Source organism: Tenacibaculum litopenaei, from assembly GCF_964514025.1.
GTDB lineage: Bacteria > Bacteroidota > Bacteroidia > Flavobacteriales > Flavobacteriaceae > Polaribacter > Polaribacter litopenaei.
The window spans coordinates 144,066-164,407 of sequence record NZ_CAZEQT010000002.1 but is presented as its reverse complement, the minus strand read 5'-3'; the positions used below and the strand labels follow the sequence as shown (position 1 = coordinate 164,407).

The window sequence follows — 20,342 nt, the reverse complement described above, 5'->3', positions numbered from 1 at the left end:
ATGACGCACGAACTCAAAGCACTTTTTGAACAAGGACTAAAAAATCAACTACGTGGAATTCAAAGTGTACTCGCAACTGTAGTGGCACTAGAAGGATCTTCCTACAGAAAACCAGGAGTTCGAATGCTTATCAATAGTGACGGAAGTATCACCGGAGCCGTAAGTGGTGGCTGTGTTGAAAAAGAAATCCAACGCAGAGCCCAGTCCGTTTTTAAAGAGCAAAAAGCAAAACTCATAACCTACGACGGAAGGTATCGCCTAGGCTGTGAAGGAATCTTGTACATCCTACTAGAGCCCTTTACGCCCTCACAAGAGGCATTACAACACTTCTTAGCTAGCGTCCAACGTCGAGAAACGTTTGAAATTCACAGTTATTTCCACCGAAAAGACAATTGTACGGGAACCTTTGGATCTGAGATACACCTCGGTGATAAGCGCTATTCTTTTTACCCGTCTTTTACAAAAACATCGGATTCCTATGAACAGTTTCAGCAAGAGTTTGCTCCACTTTTTCACTTAGTAATTATCGGGGGAGAACACGACGCTGTAAAACTGTGTAAACAAGCCCTATTGCTCGGATGGGAAGTTTCTGTTTTATGTTCCATAAAAGACCCAAAATCAGTGAAAGACTTTCCGGGAGCAACTACAGTTACCCCGATAACACCCGAACTTGCTGATTTCTCAATAGTATCCAAAAACACCGCTATTGTGCTCATGAATCACAATTTCACCTACGATTTGAGGTATTTGACCCAGTTGTATGGAACCACCCCGGCATATCTTGGAATTCTTGGAGCAGCCAAGAGAAGAGAACGCTTATTCGATGAATTATTTAACCTAATCCCCGATGTTTCTGACGAGTTTTTAGATCGGATTTTCACCCCTGCAGGGCTCCACCTAGGTGCTATTACTCCGGAAGAAATAGCTTTATCCATTGTTGCTGAGATACTATCTGTTATCAGAAACACTGAAGTGTATTCTCTTAAAAAAACTACGGGTAACATCCATACATCCTCATGAAGCTCGCCATACTCATTTTAGCAGGCGGAACTTCTTCGCGAATGGGAACTCCCAAACAATTACTTCCTTATAAAAACACACATTTATTAGGACAGGTAATCGAACAAGCTTCGGCTACCCACAATAGTGAAGTATACTGTGTTCTTGGAGCTTTTAAAGAGGAAATTAAGAAGTCTATCGACCTCAGTAAGGTGAACATCATTGAAAATACCCATTTTAACCACGGATTAAGTACGAGCATCGTCGCAGGAATACAAGTCCTACAACAATTGACCTACGATGCTGTACTCATACTCCTCGCTGATCAACCACTGATCACCACCGACGATATCAACTGCCTGCGAAGTGCCGCTATAAAAAACCCGCATGTTATAATAGCCTCTGAATACGGTAAAAAGACTGGTGTTCCCGCCTTATTCCCTAAAAACTACTTTTCAGAACTCCTGCAGTTAAAAGGAGATGCTGGAGCACGTGCACTTTTAAATAACCCCAACACCCCGCTCATCAAAATTCCTTCAAACCACTTAAAAGACATCGATACTCCCGAAGAATATCAGTCATTATTAAACAATCAGTAAAATATATACAGTAAACTGTATTCTGTATACGTCCCTGTCTTTATTTCGGTATAATTTTACCCCGTAATTAACTGATATAAAGAACAAAACAACAATACTCATCATATGAAAAATGTAGCATTAATCACTGGAGCTAGCAGTGGTATTGGCAAAGAATTTGCTCAAATCCACGCCGAAAAAGGAGGTGATATTGTACTGGTAGCTAGAAGGATAGCTAAACTTCAAGAGTTAAAAGAAACCTTAGAAATCAAATACAATACGCAAGTATACATCATTGCTATTGATTTAACAGCGCAAGAAGCTCCCACAGAAATTTACCGAAAAGTAACCGAAGCGGGTATTCAAATAGACTACCTCATCAACAATGCTGGTTTTGGTGGTCACGGTAAGTTTTACGAACGCCCCTGGGAATTAGATTTAGCAATGATCCAACTAAATATCATTGCGCTCAGCGCTCTTACACGCTTGTTTTTACCAGATTTTGTTGCCAAAAACAGTGGTAAAATACTCAATGTATCCTCTACAGCTAGCCTTATGCCTGGCCCTTTACAGGCCGTGTATTTTGCTACTAAAGCCTATGTCACTTTCTTTAGTAATGCCATTGCTGAAGAACTGCACGACACTGATGTAACGGTTACAAACTTAATGCCCGGTGCTACTGAATCAGAATTCGCTCAGACCTCAGGAATGGATAAAACAGACCTCTTTCAAAAAACAGTCAGTGCTCGATCTGTAGCCGAAGCAGGATACAAAGGCATGCTTCAAGGAAAATTAGATGTCGTATCCGGGTTGACCTTCTCACAAAACATCATGATGAAGATGATTCCGCTAACACCTAAAAAGGTTCTTCTCAAGCAAATCAGAACCATGCAGGAAGTCAAATAACAACACTTTCACTAATATTGAGTATCTTTAAATAACACGCCTCCTCTCTTTCTGCAATATAAAAAATGGAGAGGAGCACAGCTAAAAAGCATGCAACATATCATACATATCAACTCACTTAGTCAAGCCAATAAAATGTTTGGAGTACCGCCTCCCAAGCATCCTTTAGTAGCTGTGATATGGGCCAAAGATTTTCCGCATATCGACGAAATCAAGGACCTAAAATTTACCACAGACCTCTACCTAATTTCATTTAAAGACGGCATTACCGGCTCTATTGCCTACGGCCGTAACACCTATGATTTTAATGAAGGCACCATGGTTTTTACTAAGCCCCAACAAGCCATGTCATTCGAAAACAAAAACATTGAAGACGACACCAATGGTTGGGTCCTTGCCTTTCATCCTGATCTACTTCGGAAAGCCCCTCTCGGAACTGCAATCCACAACTATAACTTTTTCGATTACGAAGTGCACGAAGCTCTTCATTTATCGGACGAAGAAAAACGCACCCTAATTGACCTAGCAAAGAAAATTGAAGCTGAGATAAATCAAAATATCGACAAGCACAGCCAAAAGTTAATTATTGCAACTATTGAATTGATGCTCGATTACTGCCACCGATACTACGACCGTCAATTTTATGTGCGTACGAACTTGCATCTGGACCACGTCAGTGATTTTGAGAATCTGCTCAAAAATTACTTTCAAAGTGAAGCGCCGAGTACCAATGGTCTCCCATCGGTAAAATACTGTGGTGAGCAGCTCAACATGTCCCCTAATTACCTCAGTGATGTACTCAAAAAAGAGACAGGAATGAGCGCCAAAGATCACATTTACAACTTTGTCGTTGACCTAGCGAAAAACAAATTACTAGGTTCAAGGCTAAGTGTCAGCGAAATTGCGTACGACTTGGGATTCGAATATCCTCAACACTTCAGTAAACTATTTAAAAAACAAACGGGACACAGTCCTTTAAAATACCGTCAATTAAACTAAATGCATACATGTCTACTTTTCGGTGCCACCGGAATGATCGGAAAAGAAGTATTAAATCGGGCGCTGGCATCTCCCAAAATCACTAAAGTTATCTGTATTACAAGGACGAAGTTGCAGCAATCTCACCCTAAACTCTCAGAGGTACTGCTCGAGAACTTTAACGACCTAGCCTCCTGTGCTGTGCACTTCAAACAGGCCACTAGTATTTACTACTGTATAGGAGTATACACCGGTCAAGTACCTAAACCCGTTTTTGAAACCATCACCATCCACTACACAAAATTAGTTGCCGATCTCACACGGCAATACGCTGCAAATGCAACATTTTGCTTTCTGAGCGGAATGGGAGCCGACAGTAGTGAAACCAGCAAAACTCTCTTTGCCCGCTGTAAGGGAATTGCCGAAAACTACTTGCTTAAAACCTTACCCAATATTCTCATTTTCCGCCCGGGGTATATTTATCCAGTACACCCCAGAAAAGCACCTAATCTCTTTTACTCATTGAGCAAAAAGTGCTATCCATTGATCAAGCTATTGGGACCAAAATACAGCATCACCTCCCTACAATTAGCCACTGTGTTTTTTGAATTGGGACTGCTAAAAAAGGGACAGTTACTCCTAGAAAATACAGCGATATACAAAAGTGCTCAACAAATAGAAGCTTCTCTAGTATAGACGCCTATTTATGATGAATTTTTATTAAATTTGTACAACCCTCCGCTTTGTATTAAGACCTCTCATTTAATAAGCATTCATGAAAAAAACGATCTATCTACTAACACTACTTATGTTAAACCTCACCTGTTCGAGCTCCAAGAACATTAAAGAAGAAATTATTTGGGTAAGTAGTTCAAAGCAACCATGTGAAGGGGTAATCAAAACAAATTGCTTGCGTATCAAAAGAGGGAGTGCCTTAAATAAAAAAGCCAACTGGGAATTATTTTATGACAGTATTTACGGCTTTACCTATCAACCCAGGGTACTTTACCAATTAAAAGTCCGCGTTAAAGAGCACAAAAAACATCAAGTTCCTGCCGACGGATCGTCCAAATCTTATTATTTACAAGAAGTTTTATCGAAAACACTCGAAGATACAAGCCTGTTGGAAAACTCCTGGGAGCTGACCTATATCCAAGACAAAAAAATAAGGACCGATGGAGAACAGCACAATCCACGAATTTACTTCAACCTAAAAACCAATCGTTTTCACGGCCGTGGTGCTTGCAACCGTTTCTCTGGTAAAATTGAAAAAGTTACCAACCATCGTTTTGAATTAAATCAAAATATTGTCAGAACAGAAATGTACTGTCCAGACATTCAACTCGAAGATGCTTTTTTTAAGATACTCCCTGACACCCGTTACTACGAAATTGCAGGGACTACCTTGGTGTTCAAAAACAAAGACGGCGAACAACTCGTTCAATTCACGATGATTAATCAAAACTATGAATAACTGGTATACCAAACTTTACGACCACCGCTTTGAATTGTTTCTGGGTATACAACTGTGTACCTTGTTTGGATCTTTGGTAATTCCCATCACTTTTTTCGATAGCATTGTACTGCCCATACTCTATTCCATCAGCACAGGATTAGGGGTCATAATCGTTTCTAAGAACAAAAAGATCATGTGGTTTTGTATTGGTCTTTTTTCCCTTTCTCTATTGCTATTTGGTGGGGATCAGGTAAGTCCTGACAGTTGGTCCAACGAATATCTTTTAGCGCGAATTAGCGTTTACTTTATCATTAATATTTTCGTAACGCTCAGCATAATAAAACAAGTTTGGCATGAACAAAAAGTTGATCGCAAGGTCATTTTAGGCTTGATATCAGGCTATATTGCCCTTGGGTTTCTCGGATTCTTTTTATTTATATCCATTGACCTAACTCATGAGAACGCCTTTACAGGTCTCTTAATTGACAACGGTGAAAACTTTAAATTTCACGCCGATAGTTTACTGTATTATTCCTTTATAACACTGCTCACCATCGGCTATGGCGAAATAATTCCGGCGATACCTGTTGCCCAAAAAGCCGCGATATTAGTGGGCTTAATCGGACAAATCTATTTAACGATTGTCACGGCAATTATCGTTTCTAAATACATCAATCACTCAGTATTCAAATCTGACAACTAACAACATGAAAAAAAAATACCTTCTCATTACTCTCGCCGCTTTTTTATCAGCCTGTGCTACTTACAAAGCACAGTACGCCGATAAGAAAGCTCCTACAACAGTTTCGATAACCAAAGAAATTGACCATACCTTTTTCCTTATTGGAGACGCGGGAAATGCGCAGTTAGGAGCTTCACTCACCAGCTTGGATTACTTTAAGGAAGACCTCGCAACTGCCTCTAAAAACAGTACCGCCTTATTTCTCGGTGACAATATCTACCCCGTAGGTATGCCTCCGAAAAAAAGCCCTGAAAGAGCCCTGGCCGAACACCGATTACAAATACAAATCGACGCACTCACAAATTTTAAAGGAGCTCCCATCTTTATTCCCGGTAATCACGACTGGTACGAGGGCATAAAAGGACTTAAACGTCAAGAGAAAATGGTTGAGAAAGCACTTGGTAAAAACACTTTTTTACCTGAAAACGGTTGTGGTTTGGACAAAATTGACATCAACGAAAACCTCACCTTAATCCTCATAGACAGCAAGTGGTTTATCACAGACTGGAACAACCACCCCACCATCAATGAAAACTGTGATATCAAAACAAGAGAGCGTTTTATCGACGAACTTTGGGGACTCTTCAAAAAGAATCGCTACAAAAACGTGGTGGTCGCCATGCACCACCCTTTGTACAGCAATGGTCCTCACGGAGGAAGCTTCTCTGTGAAAGACCATATGAAACCCGCTCCAGTACTAGGTACTTTTAAAAACATGCTCCGATCTCATGTGGGTATACAAACCGACAATTTTAATATAAACTATCAAAATTTCATACAGCAAATAGAGCTGATTGCAGATGATTTCAAAAACAATATCGTTTTTGTCAGTGGGCATGAACACAATTTACAATACTTAGAAAATGATGGATTTAAACAAGTAGTCAGCGGGTCTGGTTCCAAACAATCTCCAGCCTTGGCAGGATATGGAGCTCCCTTTACCTACGGTAATCACGGATATGCCAAATTACTATTTTACAAAGACGGTTCCGCTGCTATTGAATACTATGCAGCCAATACTACCGATCAAAACAAACTCTTGTATAGTCGCGAAATAATAGCTCCTAAAAAACGTCCACAAACTCCCGACTTTTCCGAATACGAAGCTCATAAAGCCTTTGTAACTACTTCAATTTACAACCCAGAAGATACGGAAGTCAGTGGTGCTCATAAATTTATGTGGGGCGATTTACACCGAGAAAAATACGGTAAGCCCGTACAGGTACCTGTATTAGAACTCGATAAAGTTCACGGAGGGCTAAAGCCAATCCGCCGTGGAGGAGGAAATCAAACAAACTCATTAAGACTGGAAAATCCAGAAGGTAAACAATACGTACTGCGTTCCATGTTCAAAGACGGAAGTCGAATTATGGGAGGTATTTTAAAAGGTACTTTTTTAATAGATGTCGTTCAAGACATTTTTACCATGTCACATCCTTACGCAGCCTTTGTGATTCCAGATATGGCTGAAGCAGTAAATATTTACCATACCAACCCTACCTTGTATTACATGCCTAAACAACCGGCTCTAGGTCAATACAACGACATTTTTGGAGGAGAATTATACCTGCTCGAAGAGCGCCCTGCTGGTAACCGTGAAGATGTAAACAGCTTCGGAAACTCTAAAAAGATCATCAGTACTTTTGATGTACTAGAAAAAATCAGAAAAAATGGAAAACACTCTGTCGATCAACAATGGGCCATCCGATCGCGTTTGTTTGACATGGTTATTGGAGATTGGGATCGACATGAAGATCAATGGCGCTGGGCTTCCTTTAAAACCGAGGCAGGAAAAACCTATTACCGCCCAATTCCTCGTGACAGAGATCAACCCTTTTCAAAATTTGACGGAGTTATCATCCCGGTATTTAAGCAGTTTACTCCGCTGGTAAAAAACATGCAGAGCTTTGATTACGATATCAGAGATATGAAGTGGTACAATAACTATCCGCGATTTTTCGATGCTGAATTTTTAAACGAGCTAACACTCAATGATTGGCTCAACGAAGCCGAGTACATTCAAACTCACCTCAGTGATGCCGTAATCGAAACGGCAATAAAAAAGCTACCTGAAGCCATTTTTGCCATTGATGGAGAAGAAACCATACAAAAAATCAAAGCCCGTAGAGATAAACTCAAAGCTATTGCAAAACGCTATTACGAAAAACAAGCCAAAATAGTTTACATCGTCGGTACTGATAAAAAGGATAACTTCGTAATAAACAGAAAAAACGACCGTCAAACCGAAGTATGGGTAGTGCGTAAAAACGATACGATATACCACCGAACTTTTGACAGAAAGGAAACTCGTGAATTACAACTCTACGGATTAAATGGTGACGATCAATTTACGATTACCGGTAAGGTAAACAACGGTATCCTCCTCCGATTAATCGGTGGGCAAGATCACGATGTGTATACCGATCGTTCTGCTGTAGCTGGTTGGTCTCGTAAGACCAAAATCTACGATTATAAATCGAAAAAAAACACGGTAACACCCTCGAGTGAAACTGCCGATTTACGTTCGGACAACTACTACCGCAATACCTACAACCATCGGGATATAGAAAACAATACAACGGTAGTACTTCCGAACCTCGGGAGCAACCCCGACGACGGATTCTTTTTTGGCGCAACGGTACTGCATACCAGACAAGGATTTAAAAAACGTCCTTTTGCCAGTGAACATGAATTATCTGCAAACTACTACTCAGGGATCAACGGTTTCGATGTCAATTACCGTGGAGAGTTTACTGAATTCATAGGGAATTGGAGCTTATTACTCGCCGCCAAGGCTACCAGTGACAACTATGCTATTAATTTCTTTGGTTGGGGAAATACCAGCACTTTTCAGCAAGACCTCGACCTCGACTATTATCGTGTAAAACACAGTGAACTCAACTTCAACTTAGGACTCCTCAGAAGATTTAGAGGTGGAAACACCCTCGAAGTACGTTCGTCTATCGAAGGAATTCGCGTACAAAACACCCGAGGCAGAAACATTTACAACTACGCACAAAGCCCCATCAATATTTTTGAAACTAACTATTTTGTAGGTGGTGAAGTCAATGCAGGACACCAACGCGTTGACGATCCGAGCTTCCCTACCAAAGGGATGAATTTTGAACTCTCTGTGGGGGCAAAAACAAAGATTGATGATATCAGCAGGCGATTCGGATACCTCAAAACCTCTCTGGCCATCTATCAAAATCTAGTTCAGAACAGATCGTTAGTATTTGCTTCGGAAGTAGGAACTCATATTAATTTTGGAAATCGATTTGAGTTTTATCAGGCGGCTACTCTTGGGGGCGACCGCAATCTTAGAGGTTTTAACAGACAGCGATTTACAGGAACCGAAAGCTTTTACCACAGTAGTGATTTACGTTTGCGATTTGGAGAAATTAAAACCTCTTTCCTTCCTCTAGAAGCCGGGGTGACTGCCGGATTCGATTACGGAAAAGTATGGAGCCCTAGAGCGATCAACAATGGACTATGGCATACCAGTTACGGAGGCTCACTTTGGATAAGTGGTATCGATATGTTTACCTTAAATCTCTCTTACTTTAAAGGAAACAGTGAAGAAGATCGACTCTCGTTTAGTGTCGGATTCTCATTTTAAACCAAAACAAAAGGCAGGAGTTTTACTTCAGCCTTTTGTTTTATCTTACCAAACCTCTAGTATTCATTTACTTTCTGTACGTACTTCTCAGGTCAAATACAGCGTTAACCCATACCTCCCACGAATGATAACATCACAAACTGGTAAATCGAGCCATGCATTCAAAAACGAGGTTGGTTGCCTACTCACAATTAACTATTGTAGCCAGAAAAATCTGTAAAAAAGAATGTATTTTTGACTACAGATAAATTAAATCATCACAAATAATGCAACTTGCCCTACTTTCCGGTGCTATTTTTGGCTTATTAGCAGTTATTCTAGGAGCCTTCGGTGCTCATGCCTTAAAAAAAACTCTCAACGACGAACAACTCAAATCCTTTGAAACTGGCGTTAAGTATCAAATGTACCACGCTATAGTACTTTTAGTCATAGGTAGTTCATCACTTACTATTCAAAAAAGTATCGCTTGGCTGTTTATTATTGGTACCTGTTTGTTCTCTTTTAGTATTTACGGACTTGTTCTCTCGGACAGCAAGGGTAAAAAAATGAAATTTTTAGGTCCTATAACTCCCTTGGGAGGCCTCCTCTTGGTGGCTGGATGGGCACTTTTAGCCTATCGTTTTTTATCGTAGTGGCAAGCTAAACTCATACAAATTTCCTCCTTGCCCATGTGCGTATTCATCGGTGATATACAAGGTTGTATTGTCTTTAAACGCGATTCCTTCCTTTTGTGAATTGTGCTCAAAGGCATAACTATGTACTGTTCCTTCAAAAAAGTGATCTCCGCTAAAGTCACTAAATACGAGGACTTCCGTATGAGTTAATAAGGCCACCTTGGTACCGTCAGGAGAAATCGCTGCGCCAGTTATCCAACAAGATAGTTTTTTATTGCAATGCTCGTAGGTTCCTAATAGCTCGGCCTCGTGAGAGCCTGCTGTTGCTGGAATTCGATATAGCTTGGTATTTCCGTAGTTTCCTTTGACTCTACTTTTTGTAAAGAGGTACAAATACCCGTCTTTATAGATGAGGGCCTCAGCATCGAAAAAACGCTTTTTCTTTTTAGGCGGAAACTTCTTCTGATCGGGATAGTGAAAACGTATGGTTTCGTAGGTACTTCCTATCAGCTCTTGGGCGGTATTTACTTTGTAAATTACCAAATTAGTGCGATCATTCCTATTGTTCCCCATATCTCCTACATATAAGGTATCACCGTCAGAACACAGATCTTCCCAATCTCTGTTGGCAAAGGGAAGTGCTATCTCACGCAATAATGCTCCGTTTGAATCTATCAAATATAAGACAGCATCATTACCACTGTCATTATGCATCCATAACTCTCCTTCATTTGGCCCCAAGGCAACGCCAGAAACTTCTTCCAAACGCTTTGGCAAATTCCCTTTCAACTTTAACTGCCCGTAATGTGAACAACTCAAACTCAATCCGAGTACGGTTAGGAACATCAGTTTTTTCATGATTCAAAATTTTACTAAAAATAAGGAAACTTCAAGTAGTAGCAAATCGCAGCGTACCTAGTAGGTTTTTCCGTGAAGAAAAAACGCACAAATCAATTGCCTAGTATTTAAAGAAGTGTTAAAGTCAATAAAGGCTGCTTTCGGATTACTGTCCTCCTGTTATAAAAACTGTGTAGTATAACAGGAGTAGTTATTAATATTAGTAATCCGCAACAGCAGCTTCCCCTACTGCTATTGCTATACCTAAGATAATCAAATATTTAAACACACCGAATAAATCCATCAAAAAAATTCACCAGATATTTTTTCATTTTTAAGCGGTACTTTTCCATATTTTTTTCTATTTTGCACCTGCTATGAAAGTACAATTGCTATACTTTCACTTTACTTATTGAATTTAGATGTGCTGAAAAGCTTCGGCTTTTACAATACGCGTTAAACTTGCGCTTACAAGTTTTTTTACTACTAGAAATAAATTAGTTTTTTTATTTTATGTAGGTTTGGTTAGCTGCCCTGAATACAACCTATTCAGGGCTTTTTTTTCACAAAAAGAAACCACGGAAAATCCGTGGTTATAGTAGTTAGTTTCCAATAAGCTTGCATTAGTCATCAAATGAGTAATGTACTTTCGTACCAAGTTCGGTTAGTTAAGGTATTTGATTCCTCTTTTGCTCATTAGAACAACTCTAAGTTACAGATAAAATCCGCTACTTTCATTTTTTTTCCCTAACCTCCTCAAAATACAGTATGAGCGCAGTATATCACGCATGAATTACGACTATTTGAACAAGGTAATGGTATAGTCCAATAGCTCTTTTCCTCCCGTAGCTCCATGTCCTGGAATTACTGTTTTCACAGTTGGGTAAGCCTCAGCTACTTTTTGTACAGTACCTGACCAAGCCGCTTCATTGGCATCTTCCAAATTACCTTTTTTCGCCCCAGCAGCCTTCACTAGGCACCCTCCAAACAACACCTCGTCACCTGGCACTGACACAACAATATTGTCTATTGTGTGTCCGGCTCCAAAATAACGACACTCCACTTCTCGTCCTCCAATAATCATCTCAAAGGTACCCGGAACGGCACGGACAGCTACATCTTTGTCCTTCAAAAGCTCTTGAGTTTTTTCATAGGCTAGCACCGGTATCCTTTTGTTTATAAAGGCTTGCGCGCCACCAATGCAATCTACGTGAAAATGAGTTGGTACCATCGCCTGAATCTTTGCTTCTTTCTCATTTTCGATCCAGTTAATCAACTCTTCAGCCACTGCTTGTTCGGAAGGGCTATCACATACCAAAGCCTTTCCTTCAGAGAGCACTAATAAACCGTTACAAGGGACTTTACCCCATTGCTCCGTATTTAAAAAGCTCGTATGGACATAACTGTGAGGCCCCACCTTTTTAATACTCAAATTATCCGATTTGTACACTGTTTCTTCATTCGTATTGCAAGCAAGAACGGCGAGCACCATCAGCAATACACACATCATTTTTCTCATAAAATTCATTTTTTATTCTAATAACTTCTCAATAGAGATTAGCAGCTATAACAGTTACCAATACCAATCCCCTACGCAGTAATTCCTTTATTTTTCAATTTTCTCATTTCCGAGATAGTATACCTTCTTTAGTACGGTTTCTGAAAACTTCCCGGACTCAGAAATACGCAAACGCGTCCAAATACTATCTATTTCACTGTTATTCGTAGTTTCATCTAAATCATCATCGTAGTCCGACACCTCCAACAAATCTAATTCTCGATCGTTTATCCACCTTCCTTGCTTACTACCAACCCAACCCCCATCTCCTCCAGTATAAGCCAATACTGCAATGTCAATAACTGAAAAAGGTTCCTTATTCAAAGTAATTGCGTACAGCGTTTGACAACAGTACTCATTAGTGTTAACTAGTGTTAGAACGTCGAATATAGGGAGGCTTTTGTAGCCTTTAAACCAAAAAAATCTAGGATAACTGCCATCTAAAACTTCCGGAAAACCAACACTGACCTTTTGTTTGTCTAAATACTTCCTAACAAATGCTGGTTCAATAGGGTTCCCCATCGTATCTACATTACTGGTGACAGCTATTACCGATATCGGAATTGCGCGTGACTTAACATAGGCAAAATCAAAATGTACGGGATTAGGAGGTAGGCTATCCAAAGCTGCCTTTTTAGGAACAACGACTAACGCAGTATCCGGTTCCTTATGTTGGGGAGGTGCCACTTTTGATTGACAACCAACAAACACTCCTAACATCAAAAAAATTCCTGTAAATTTCATAGTAGTTTTTCTTCAAAAATAAGAAAAGCCACCGATATTGGTAGCTTCTCCTTGGCAACAATAAAAGATAACGCCTACAGCGTTATAACTCTCTTTATTTATAGATTTTATATACGGTAATGCTAAAATAAAAACTGAGCTATTTTTGCTAATAACCAGTTTCGATTACGAGTTTCACATTGCATATTTACGGTGCCAACATTGCCTGAGTGTTACTAGAGCTTTAACAAAAAGTGAGCTTACCAACTTCCAGAAGCTCCACCTCCGCCGAAGCCTCCTCCACCGAAGCCTCCACTAAATCCACCGCCGCCAAAATCACTACCACCGAAGCCTCCTGAGCTTCCACGTCCCATGTTACTGAGAATAATCATATCAAAAATACTACCACCGGTATCGCGATAACGCCCTCCTCTTCCGCCACCACCTCGTGACGCCAGGAAGAAAAACACGATCACTATCAAAACAAAAACCAGCCATCCGTAGCCACCGCCTTTTTTGTTGTTTGCTGGACTTGCTTTGTATTCTCCTTTGAGTACTTTTTCAATAGCATCTACACCGCGAACAACTCCAGCATAATAACTTCCTTTTTTAAATTCTGGGACTATTTCGCGTTCAATAATACGTTTCGACATAAAATCGGTCAACAAATGCTCCACTCCATACCCTGTGGCAATGGTCATTTTTCGATCATTAACAGCGAGTAAGATAAAAACTCCGTTATCCTTATCTTTTTGTCCAATTCCCCATTTATGCGCCCAATTTGTTGCTAAGTAATTAATATTTTCACCTTGAGTAGAGGCGATACTCGCAACGGAAATTTGCGTAGAAGTAACTTGTTCATAGGAGCCTAATTTCTCGATTAGCAACTGTCTTTCTACAGAAGAAAAAACCTTTGCTTCATCGTAAACATATTTATTTTTACCCGTTGGTTTCTCTGGGATTTTAAAGGATTGTCCCATGAGCGATGTCGCTCCTAGCATCCAAAAACAACCTATTAAAATACCTATCCATTTTTTCATAGACTACCCTTTTGAGATTTCGTTCGACAATTCATCTACATCACCTTCCTGCCAAGGAAAATGGGCTTTCAATTCCTCTCCTGCTTTCAAAATACCATCGATTATTCCTTGGGTAAACTTGCCTTGCTTAAACTTAGCGAGCATGGCATTTCGCGTACTTTCCCAAAAATCTACCGGAACCACTTCGTCAATACCTCGATCTCCGTATATAACAAAAGTTTTATCAACTACTGCCACGTAAATCAAAACGCCATTGCGCTGTTCCGTAGCATACATTTTAAGGCCTTGAAATACTTCCAAGGCCCTATCGTAATGTACTTTATCAGTATGTGCTTCGAGGTGCACGCGTATTTCTCCTGAAGTATGCTTTTCAGCGGTGCGGATGGCAGCGACAATTTCCTGTTCCTCCGCTGCGCTTAAAAAATCTTCAACTTGTGACATCTTAGAACTTAAAATTTACATCTCGAGCTTTCTCCGAACCTTTATCGGCCTTATAGCGATCCATTTCTTTGAAATCTGTAAAACCAACCCAAAAACTTCCTGGAAATTTTTTAAGGTGTTTGTTAAACAAATTTACATCGTCATTGTAGCGGTCTCTCGCCACACTAATTCTATTTTCAGTACCTTCTAATTGACTTTGTAACTCTAAAAAATTACGATTGGCTTTTAGGTCAGGGTAGCGTTCTACAGACACCATCAACTTTGACAAGGCTCCTGATAGCCCTTGTTGTGCTTGTTGAAACTTAGCTAAGTTTGCTGCTGATAAATCGCCTGTATTCAAGGTAACTGCTGTTGCTTTTGCACGTGCATTAATCACGTCGGTCAGGGTAGACTTCTCAAAATCTGCTGCTCCTTGTACCGTCTTTACTAAATTCCCAATCAAGTCATTGCGTCGTTGATAGGCACTTTCAACTTTTGACCATTTTGTTTTGGCATTTTCTTCGTACTCAACAGCTGTGTTTTTAAAGCTGATAAACAGACTAAAAAAGAACAGGACGATTCCAATTAACACCGCCACAACTAACAATACTTTCTTCATTATTTTTTAATTTATTTGTTATAATTGATTTTTGATTTTCAACAGCTCTGCCTTTACTGACTCTAATCTCGTAATTATTTCTTGATTACTTACGAGCTCATGGGCATTTTTTTTGAGTTTTTGCTTTGCGCCATCCAAGGTAAAGCCACGTTCTTTTACCAGGTTGTATATCAATTTAAAATTTTCGATATCTTCTTTGGTAAACAAACGATTTCCTTTCGCATTTTTTTTGGGCTTTATCACCTTAAACTCTTTCTCCCAAAAACGAATAAGAGAAGCATTGACACCAAAGGCATCAGCTACTTCTCCTATTTTATAATATCTCTTTTCTGGTAAATTTACATGCATAGATTTTCCTTAATCATACGATTGTCCTTTTTGCTGTGAAGCTTTTTGCATAGCGAGGAACTCCTCTGGGGTCAAATCGCCGTAATAATAATAAATAGGATTTACTGGACGTCCGTTTTTATGCACCTCATAATGCAAGTGAGGAGCTGCAGACCTTCCTGTATTTCCGACGTAGCCAATTAAATCTCCACGTTTTACTTTCTGTCCTTTCTTTGCTACGATTTTACTCATATGAGCGTAAATCGTTTTATAACCATACCCGTGTTCTATGTACACTACTTTTCCAAAGGTAGAACTGCGGTGTGCTTTGACTACCTTTCCATTCCCAGATGCGAAAATAGGCGTCCCTGTAGGCGCGGTAAAGTCCATCCCATTGTGCATACGCCAACTCTTTAGGATAGGGTGCAAACGCATTCCAAATCCAGAAGCCATGCGTTTCAAATCTTCATTTTTCACAGGTTGAATGGCTGGTATGGATGCCAACATCTTTTCTTTGGCTTTTGCCAAGTTTACAATTTCATCAAGCGATTCTGACTGCACTGCTATTTGTTTCGCTAAAACATCCAACTGCTTAGTTGCATCGGTAATGATGGTACTGTTTTGAAAACCTTCTAAGTGCTTGTAGCGATTTACACCGCCAAAACCGGCTTTACGTTGCTCTTCCGCTATCGGGGCCGCCTCGAAATAGGTACGGTAAATATTGTTGTCGCGATCTTGTAACTCCGACAAGCGTTCTGAACTTTCATCCAAGCGTTTCGAAAGGAGTTCATAGTTTAATTTCAAATTTTCCAGCTCTCGTTTCTGAGCGCGTTCTCCTGGAGTTAATAGAAATTGACTAAAACCTATAAAGCCCAGAAATGCAACAAGTAAACTACCCGTAATCCAGAGAAAAGCACGTTTGTATTTTTCACTGGTTTTACTCTCAATTTTCCTATAGGAAAGCGTCTCAGGATCGTAATAATATTTTACTTTCGCCATAATGCTAAATATACTATTTTTGTGCTCTTTAAATGAGCAACTTCATTTAAGGGTTACAAATAATAACTCACAAATTTACAAAATGTTTGAAAACTTCCTTGTACTAAGGAACTTTTAGGCAAAAATTAACAAACTATAAGATACTGGAGTGGTATGAAATCTCAAGAAATTAGAGCTAAATTTTTAGATTTTTTTAAATCAAAGCAACACGAAATAGTGCCGTCAGCACCGATGGTACTTAAAAATGACCCTACCTTAATGTTCACCAATTCAGGTATGGCCCCGTTCAAAGAGTTCTTCTTAGGAAATGCCGCCCCAAAGAGTACACGTATTTCGGATTCTCAAAAGTGCTTGCGCGTTTCTGGTAAGCACAACGATTTGGAAGAAGTAGGATACGACACCTATCACCACACCATGTTTGAAATGTTAGGAAACTGGAGTTTTGGTGATTACTTTAAAAAAGAAGCGATTGCTTGGGCTTGGGAATTATTGACCGAAGTTTACAAGATAGACAAAGACATATTATACGTAACCGTTTTTGAAGGCGATGAAAAAGACGGTACCAAAATGGATCAGGAGGCTTATGATTTTTGGAAAGAAATCATCCCTGAAGATCGCATTTTAATGGGGAACAAAAAAGATAACTTCTGGGAAATGGGAGAACAAGGTCCTTGTGGTCCTTGCTCTGAAATCCACGTAGATATCCGTTCTGCAGAAGAAAAAGCTAAAGTAGATGGTAAATCATTGGTAAACGAAGACCACCCACAAGTAGTGGAAATCTGGAACTTGGTATTCATGCAGTACAACCGTAAGGCTAATGGATCACTGGTGGAATTACCTTCAAAGCACATCGATACTGGAATGGGGTTTGAGCGCCTTTGTATGGTATTACAAGGAGTGCAGTCTAACTACGATACAGATTGTTTTACACCGCTAATCCGCGAGATTGAAACCATTACCGGAGTACGCTACGGAAAAGACGAACAAGTAGACATCGCTATTCGCGTTATTGCTGACCACGTTAGAGCCGTTGGTTTTGCCATTGCAGACGGACAATTACCGAGTAACAATGGTGCTGGATATGTAATCAGACGAATTTTGCGTAGAGCTATTCGTTACGGATTTACTTTCTTAAACCAAAAAGAAGCCTTTATTTACAAACTCGCAGATACCTTGGCACACCAAATGGGAGATGCCTTTCCTGAAATCCGCAAGCAAGAATCATTGGTACACAATGTAATCAAGGAAGAAGAGCAGTCTTTTTTACGTACCCTTGACCAAGGTCTATTGCTATTAGATCGCGTTATTGAAAGTACCGAAGGAAAAGTAGTATCTGGTAAGAAAGCCTTTGAGCTTTACGATACTTTTGGTTTTCCTTTAGATTTGACCCAGCTCATCGCTCGTGAAAAGGGATACGAAATTAACGAAGAAGAGTTTGCAGCAGGTATGCAAGCGCAAAAAGATAGATCGAGAGCAGCTTCATCAAGTGAAACTGGTGATTGGATACTGGTAAAACAAGACGAAGTTGAAGAATTTGTAGGATACGATACCTTGACTGCGAACGTAAAACTTACGCGCTATCGAAAGGTGAGCTCTAAAAAGGAAGGAGATCAATATCAACTAGTATTCAATTTAACACCATTTTACCCTGAAGGTGGTGGTCAGGTAGGTGATAAAGGAGCTATAGAAGCGCCAAACGGTGATGTTATTTATATTACCAACACCAAAAAGGAAAACAATGTGATTATTCACTTCACTAAAACCTTACCTACTGATTTAACTGCGACATTTAAAGCTGTCGTAAATGATGAGTTCAGGCGTTTATCGGCGAGCAACCACTCGGCAACACACTTGTTACACCAAGCTTTGAGAGCCATTTTAGGAGATCACGTTGAGCAAAAAGGATCATTGGTAAACCCTAACTATTTGCGTTTTGATTTCTCACATTTCTCAAAAGTAACCAGTGATCAAATCGAAGAAATTGAAGAGTTTGTCAACGCGAGAATCCGCGAAAACTTACCTTTAGAGGAAAAGCGCAATATCCCAATGGACCAAGCAGTTCAAGAGGGGGCTATTGCCTTGTTTGGCGAAAAATACGGCGATAGTGTTCGCACCATTCGTTTCGGTCAATCTATGGAATTATGTGGAGGTACCCACGTTCAAAATACTGGTGATATTTGGTATTTTAAAATTAAATCAGAAGCCGCTGTAGCCGCAGGAATTCGCCGTATCGAAGCGATTACCAATATGGCGGTAGGTGATTATTTCGAAGACATCGAGCGCAATTATAATGCCGTAAAACAACTTTTAAAAAATCCAAAAGACCTCAGCAAATCGGTAACGAGCTTACAAGAAGAGAATGCTCAATTGAAGAAGCAAATTGAGCAATTACTAAAAGATAAAGCCAAGAGTTTAAAAGGAGATTTAAAAAATCAAATTAAAGAAGTTAATGGCGTTCAGTTTTTAGCTACTAAAGTAGATCTAGACCCAGGAAGCATCAAGAACCTCATGTTTGAACTCGGTGGTGAATTTGACAAGCTATTTATCTTATTCGCTACTGCGCCAAGCGCTGAAAAGGCAATGCTCACTTGTTATATTTCCAAAGACCTTGCCAACGAAAGAGGTTACGACGCTGGTAAAGTTGTTCGAGAACTAGGAAAATACATCCACGGAGGTGGTGGTGGACAAAACTTCTTTGCTACTGCAGGAGGTAAAAATCCAGGAGGAATTCCAAAAGTATTGGAAAAAGCCGTTGACTACCTCGTCTAAAAAATTAAAAAGCCTCTGAAAAATTCAGAGGTTTTTTTTATTTTGGTCACGTTATGAAAAACTCCTACAAAAAAATTCTATTCAACACGATCTTTGGTATTTTCATCCTATACCATATTGCCAAGTTCTTTTTTGATAGCGATGGCAAAGCATTCCTGTTTTCTCTTCCTAGGTACTTTTACGAGGTAGTATATGGCCTACTCCTCCTATACAACCTGTATTCGCTGTACTTAAAACCCAAACCCTCTGAAAAAAAAGAAGTAGTATTTAAATTGGAAACCGTCCGTGATCGTGATATGGCCCAAAGCAGCAAAGCTTTTAACATACTCCTACTTCCTATAATTGGTTTCGTCATCTATATTGATCCATCGTACAGAATTATCGGCTTGATATTTGTTTGTTTTTGCTTAAAAGAAATCCATCAAAGTCTACAGGTAAAAAAATCAGGAATACTCAGGGTATCCGATACCACCTTACAGTACTCAGATGGTCATAGCACGCAACATATTCCAATCGATACAGAGAGTAGTGTAAAAATTTACCCGAATATGATAGTAGTCAGTACCCCTACAAAGAAATACCAGCTTCTTTTTTTACATATCTCAGAAGAGGACAGGAGCTTATTAAAAAACTGGCTTGTTACACACCTCCCTTTTGAACAAATCTGACCGCGATGAAGTTGCTTTACAACACCAGTTACAAAACTGCCACAATAACGAGAGGAACTCAGCTCCTATGGTCATCAGAGTTAATCAGACCTTGGTTCAAACCTGCTAACTTTCGCATTAGCGATGCTGCAGAGGAAACTGTGTTTAACTTTCGCAGAAAACACAGTTTTTTTTCCTATGTTTTCGACATTTCTTTTACCGACACTAGTAATCGCATACAAGCAATTCAATACCACGACAGTAACTCAAAAATGCTTATCAACGACAAGCTAACACTCTCAGTGAAAAACAAATCGTGGTTTAGCCGAACACGCATCTTCTACGCCAATCAACGGGCCGTAGGCACCTTCCTTATAAAAGGAAATATCTTCTCTTCAAAAAAAACGATTGAAGTTAGCCTTAGCAACCCTGACCTATTAGATTATTGCTTAATTTTACTGCTCATTCAACGCAATATTAGATTACTCAAATCAGACTAAGTCACTAGCCT

Annotated in this window: 20 protein-coding genes; 12 read left to right on the top strand and 8 right to left on the bottom strand. The window is 39.8% G+C overall.

Annotated features, from left to right (window positions below):
- From ACKTS5_RS03500 to ACKTS5_RS03460, 9 genes are all read left to right on the top strand, one after another.
- Entirely contained in the window at positions 1–1,020 is a 1,020-nt protein-coding gene (locus tag ACKTS5_RS03500) for an XdhC family protein (protein ID WP_408042453.1), read from the top strand.
- A complete protein-coding gene (locus tag ACKTS5_RS03495; RefSeq protein ID WP_408042452.1) occupies positions 1,017–1,598 on the top strand; it encodes a nucleotidyltransferase family protein in 582 nt (193 codons plus the stop codon). The genes ACKTS5_RS03500 and ACKTS5_RS03495 overlap by 4 nt, the downstream gene beginning before the upstream one ends.
- A 105-nt stretch (positions 1,599–1,703) precedes the next feature.
- The gene (locus ACKTS5_RS03490) at positions 1,704–2,483 is read left to right on the top strand and encodes an SDR family NAD(P)-dependent oxidoreductase (RefSeq protein WP_408042451.1); all 780 of its coding nucleotides are present in this window, start codon (positions 1,704–1,706) and stop codon (positions 2,481–2,483) included.
- A 90-nt stretch (positions 2,484–2,573) separates the two neighbouring features.
- On the top strand, positions 2,574–3,482 hold the full coding sequence (locus ACKTS5_RS03485) for a helix-turn-helix domain-containing protein (protein WP_408042450.1): 909 nt from the start codon (positions 2,574–2,576) through the stop codon (positions 3,480–3,482).
- A complete protein-coding gene (locus ACKTS5_RS03480) occupies positions 3,483–4,157 on the top strand; it encodes a Rossmann-fold NAD(P)-binding domain-containing protein (RefSeq protein WP_408042449.1) in 675 nt (224 codons plus the stop codon).
- Between the two features lie 79 nt (positions 4,158–4,236).
- Positions 4,237–4,935, top strand: coding sequence for a DUF4377 domain-containing protein (locus ACKTS5_RS03475; RefSeq protein ID WP_408042448.1), 699 nt, complete (start codon positions 4,237–4,239; stop codon positions 4,933–4,935).
- Positions 4,928–5,620: an ion channel gene (locus tag ACKTS5_RS03470; protein ID WP_408042447.1), complete on the top strand. Its 693-nt coding sequence runs from the start codon at positions 4,928–4,930 to the stop codon at positions 5,618–5,620. Before ACKTS5_RS03475 ends, ACKTS5_RS03470 begins: the two co-directional genes overlap by 8 nt.
- Before the next feature lie 4 nt (positions 5,621–5,624).
- A complete protein-coding gene (locus ACKTS5_RS03465) occupies positions 5,625–9,278 on the top strand; it encodes a metallophosphoesterase (RefSeq protein WP_408042446.1) in 3,654 nt (1,217 codons plus the stop codon).
- Positions 9,279–9,544: 266 nt separating this feature from the next.
- The gene (locus ACKTS5_RS03460; protein ID WP_408042445.1) at positions 9,545–9,910 is read left to right on the top strand and encodes a DUF423 domain-containing protein; all 366 of its coding nucleotides are present in this window, start codon (positions 9,545–9,547) and stop codon (positions 9,908–9,910) included.
- Here the strand turns inward: ACKTS5_RS03460 and ACKTS5_RS03455 are convergent.
- The 8 genes from ACKTS5_RS03455 to ACKTS5_RS03420 form a co-directional block, all read right to left on the bottom strand.
- Positions 9,902–10,750, bottom strand: coding sequence for a hypothetical protein (locus ACKTS5_RS03455; protein ID WP_408042444.1), 849 nt, complete (start codon positions 10,748–10,750; stop codon positions 9,902–9,904). The genes ACKTS5_RS03460 and ACKTS5_RS03455 overlap by 9 nt on opposite strands.
- Before the next feature lie 778 nt (positions 10,751–11,528).
- Positions 11,529–12,248, bottom strand: coding sequence for a subclass B1 metallo-beta-lactamase (gene bla, locus ACKTS5_RS03450; RefSeq protein WP_408042443.1), 720 nt, complete (start codon positions 12,246–12,248; stop codon positions 11,529–11,531).
- A gap of 87 nt (positions 12,249–12,335) precedes the next feature.
- A complete protein-coding gene (locus ACKTS5_RS03445; protein ID WP_408042442.1) occupies positions 12,336–13,031 on the bottom strand; it encodes a hypothetical protein in 696 nt (231 codons plus the stop codon).
- A gap of 239 nt (positions 13,032–13,270) precedes the next feature.
- On the bottom strand, positions 13,271–14,050 hold the full coding sequence (locus tag ACKTS5_RS03440) for a TPM domain-containing protein (protein ID WP_408042441.1): 780 nt from the start codon (positions 14,048–14,050) through the stop codon (positions 13,271–13,273).
- 3 nt (positions 14,051–14,053) lie between these two features.
- Positions 14,054–14,491 (bottom strand): TPM domain-containing protein, encoded by a 438-nt coding sequence (locus tag ACKTS5_RS03435; RefSeq protein WP_408042440.1) that lies wholly within the window; start codon positions 14,489–14,491, stop codon positions 14,054–14,056.
- Position 14,492: 1 nt separating this feature from the next.
- Entirely contained in the window at positions 14,493–15,089 is a 597-nt protein-coding gene (locus tag ACKTS5_RS03430; RefSeq protein WP_408042439.1) for a LemA family protein, read from the bottom strand.
- A gap of 18 nt (positions 15,090–15,107) precedes the next feature.
- Positions 15,108–15,437 (bottom strand): MerR family transcriptional regulator, encoded by a 330-nt coding sequence (locus ACKTS5_RS03425; protein WP_408042438.1) that lies wholly within the window; start codon positions 15,435–15,437, stop codon positions 15,108–15,110.
- Between the two features lie 9 nt (positions 15,438–15,446).
- Positions 15,447–16,415, bottom strand: a complete 969-nt coding sequence (locus tag ACKTS5_RS03420) for a M23 family metallopeptidase (protein WP_408042437.1) — start codon at positions 16,413–16,415, stop codon at positions 15,447–15,449.
- A gap of 153 nt (positions 16,416–16,568) precedes the next feature.
- Here ACKTS5_RS03420 and alaS point away from each other — a divergent pair, with 153 nt between their 5' ends.
- The 3 genes from alaS to ACKTS5_RS03405 are packed head-to-tail and all read left to right on the top strand — an operon-like array spanning position 16,569 to position 20,331.
- Positions 16,569–19,184, top strand: coding sequence for an alanine--tRNA ligase (alaS, locus tag ACKTS5_RS03415; RefSeq protein WP_408042436.1), 2,616 nt, complete (start codon positions 16,569–16,571; stop codon positions 19,182–19,184).
- Positions 19,185–19,237: 53 nt separating this feature from the next.
- Positions 19,238–19,852 (top strand): hypothetical protein, encoded by a 615-nt coding sequence (locus tag ACKTS5_RS03410; protein WP_408042435.1) that lies wholly within the window; start codon positions 19,238–19,240, stop codon positions 19,850–19,852.
- A 5-nt stretch (positions 19,853–19,857) separates the two neighbouring features.
- On the top strand, positions 19,858–20,331 hold the full coding sequence (locus ACKTS5_RS03405) for a hypothetical protein (protein WP_408042434.1): 474 nt from the start codon (positions 19,858–19,860) through the stop codon (positions 20,329–20,331).
- The last annotated feature ends 11 nt before the right edge of the window (positions 20,332–20,342 follow it).

Excerpts from the sequence above, each read along its gene's own strand:
- ACKTS5_RS03480 (WP_408042449.1), top strand. The coding sequence starts at position 3,483 with ATGCATACATGTCTACTTTTCGGTGCCACCGGAATGATCGGAAAAGAA.
- alaS (WP_408042436.1), top strand. The coding sequence starts at position 16,569 with ATGAAATCTCAAGAAATTAGAGCTAAATTTTTAGATTTTTTTAAATCA.
- bla (WP_408042443.1), bottom strand. The coding sequence starts at position 12,248 with ATGAGAAAAATGATGTGTGTATTGCTGATGGTGCTCGCCGTTCTTGCT.
- ACKTS5_RS03495 (WP_408042452.1), top strand. The coding sequence starts at position 1,017 with ATGAAGCTCGCCATACTCATTTTAGCAGGCGGAACTTCTTCGCGAATG.
- ACKTS5_RS03500 (WP_408042453.1), top strand. The coding sequence starts at position 1 with ATGACGCACGAACTCAAAGCACTTTTTGAACAAGGACTAAAAAATCAA.
- ACKTS5_RS03420 (WP_408042437.1), bottom strand. The coding sequence starts at position 16,415 with ATGGCGAAAGTAAAATATTATTACGATCCTGAGACGCTTTCCTATAGG.
- ACKTS5_RS03410 (WP_408042435.1), top strand. The coding sequence starts at position 19,238 with ATGAAAAACTCCTACAAAAAAATTCTATTCAACACGATCTTTGGTATT.
- ACKTS5_RS03465 (WP_408042446.1), top strand. The coding sequence starts at position 5,625 with ATGAAAAAAAAATACCTTCTCATTACTCTCGCCGCTTTTTTATCAGCC.
- ACKTS5_RS03430 (WP_408042439.1), bottom strand. The coding sequence starts at position 15,089 with ATGAAGAAAGTATTGTTAGTTGTGGCGGTGTTAATTGGAATCGTCCTG.
- ACKTS5_RS03435 (WP_408042440.1), bottom strand. The coding sequence starts at position 14,491 with ATGTCACAAGTTGAAGATTTTTTAAGCGCAGCGGAGGAACAGGAAATT.
- ACKTS5_RS03470 (WP_408042447.1), top strand. The coding sequence starts at position 4,928 with ATGAATAACTGGTATACCAAACTTTACGACCACCGCTTTGAATTGTTT.
- ACKTS5_RS03475 (WP_408042448.1), top strand. The coding sequence starts at position 4,237 with ATGAAAAAAACGATCTATCTACTAACACTACTTATGTTAAACCTCACC.
- ACKTS5_RS03485 (WP_408042450.1), top strand. The coding sequence starts at position 2,574 with ATGCAACATATCATACATATCAACTCACTTAGTCAAGCCAATAAAATG.
- ACKTS5_RS03490 (WP_408042451.1), top strand. The coding sequence starts at position 1,704 with ATGAAAAATGTAGCATTAATCACTGGAGCTAGCAGTGGTATTGGCAAA.
- ACKTS5_RS03425 (WP_408042438.1), bottom strand. The coding sequence starts at position 15,437 with ATGCATGTAAATTTACCAGAAAAGAGATATTATAAAATAGGAGAAGTA.
- ACKTS5_RS03440 (WP_408042441.1), bottom strand. The coding sequence starts at position 14,050 with ATGAAAAAATGGATAGGTATTTTAATAGGTTGTTTTTGGATGCTAGGA.
- ACKTS5_RS03460 (WP_408042445.1), top strand. The coding sequence starts at position 9,545 with ATGCAACTTGCCCTACTTTCCGGTGCTATTTTTGGCTTATTAGCAGTT.
- ACKTS5_RS03405 (WP_408042434.1), top strand. The coding sequence starts at position 19,858 with ATGAAGTTGCTTTACAACACCAGTTACAAAACTGCCACAATAACGAGA.
- ACKTS5_RS03455 (WP_408042444.1), bottom strand. The coding sequence starts at position 10,750 with ATGAAAAAACTGATGTTCCTAACCGTACTCGGATTGAGTTTGAGTTGT.
- ACKTS5_RS03445 (WP_408042442.1), bottom strand. The coding sequence starts at position 13,031 with ATGAAATTTACAGGAATTTTTTTGATGTTAGGAGTGTTTGTTGGTTGT.